This window comes from Sphingobacterium sp. UBA7253 (assembly GCF_002472745.1).
GTDB classification, from domain to species: Bacteria; Bacteroidota; Bacteroidia; order Sphingobacteriales; family Sphingobacteriaceae; genus Sphingobacterium; species Sphingobacterium siyangense.
On sequence record NZ_DKSP01000218.1, the window covers coordinates 51,075 to 52,577 of the forward strand.

General features: G+C 36.4%; 2 protein-coding genes. Both read left to right on the forward strand.

The window, feature by feature from the left end; translation table 11 throughout:
- Window positions 1–272: 272 nt before the first annotated feature.
- The gene (locus B2X72_RS22290) at window positions 273–1,139 is read left to right on the forward strand and encodes an N-acetylglucosamine kinase (protein WP_088162780.1); all 867 of its coding nucleotides are present in this window, start codon (window positions 273–275) and stop codon (window positions 1,137–1,139) included.
- 11 nt (window positions 1,140–1,150) lie between these two features.
- A partial coding sequence (locus B2X72_RS22295) for a glutathione peroxidase (protein ID WP_286851519.1) occupies window positions 1,151–1,503 on the forward strand: 353 nt, incomplete at its 3' end.

Here is a 1,503-nt window from a genome sequence, read left to right on the forward strand (position 1 = left end):
GAGATTGTTGGTTCTACAATTATGAATCAGCGTGCCCCATCATTGTTCCTTCAGTAGAAAAAGAACAATGACGGGAAGCAGCTAATAGTACCCTCCAATATACATAAATTTATTTAAGAAATGAGGTGTAAATCGATAGGCATAATAGCTGCTTTGGATGAAATACCCGTTTTTATTGGGCTGGGGAGATGAAGCAAAAAATCTGTTTTTTATCAGAATTTTTGCTAAGTTTGATACAGTAGTTTATAGGGGGAAAATAATCAAGAATTTGTATGATCTTAGTTGTTGATAGCGGCTCTTCAAAGTCGGATTGGAAGTTGGAATTGCCAGATAGTGCGCCTATCTCATTCAGTACAAATGGACTCAATCCTTTTTTTGTGAATGAAAAGGAAATCACACGTGTTATTAAGGAGATACCCGAAATTATTCCCTACGCCGATGAAGTTACTGAGTTGTATTTTTTTGGTGCAGGATGCATTACGCCTGATCGTCGGGAAATGGTTTCAAATGCATTGACACCCTTATTCGAAAATGCTTACATTTCTGTTGAGAATGATCTTTTTGGTAGTGCCTTAGCGACCTGTGGTAATAAAAAAGGTTATGTAGCGACATTAGGGACAGGGTCTGATTTGAGTTTTTTTGACGGAGAGGAGCTGATGCCATCGCATAATGGAAATGGCTATGTATTAGGTGATGAGGGGTCAGGGGCATATTTCGGGAAAAATCTTGTTAGACTTTTTCTATATGGCCGTATGCCGAAAGATCTGAATGAAAAATTTGCGAACAAATACAGAATAAATAAAGAGATCGTCATCAAAAATGTTTATCAAAAAGAACGTCCCAATGCTTTCTTAGCATCGTTTGCGCCGTTCATGTCCGATAATATTACCCATCCCTTTATTATTGATCTGGTAAAGAGTGGATTCGAAGAATTTGTTCAAGCTTCGATTTTGACCTATCCGGACTATAATAAATATGCATGTCACTTTGTAGGTTCTATTGCTTATAGTTTTGATTTAATTTTACGGGAAGTCTGTGAAACACATCAGATAAAGGTAGGTACTATTTTAAAATCTCCTATCAACGAGCTTTTTGATGCGGTACTGGAAAGAGAGAGTAATTCATTGTTAAGTCTTTAAAATAATTAGATATGATTATTGCAACTATTATGGTGTATATGTCAATGTTATTTGGCAATCCCAATTTTTATGATTTTAAGTTTACGACACTTGATGGGCAAGAAGTGAAAATGTCCGATTTCAAGGGAAAGAAAATATTGATCGTGAATACTGCCTCAAAATGCGGTTTCACAAAACAGTACAAAGATCTGGAGGAATTGCACAAAACCTTTGGCGATAAGCTCATCATTATTGGCTTTCCGGCAAATAATTTTGGACAACAGGAACCGGGTTCAAATGCGCAGATTCAAGAGTTTTGTGAACAAAATTATGGTGTTGATTTTCTAATGGCCGAAAAGATCGATGTAAAAGGAGATCAAATATC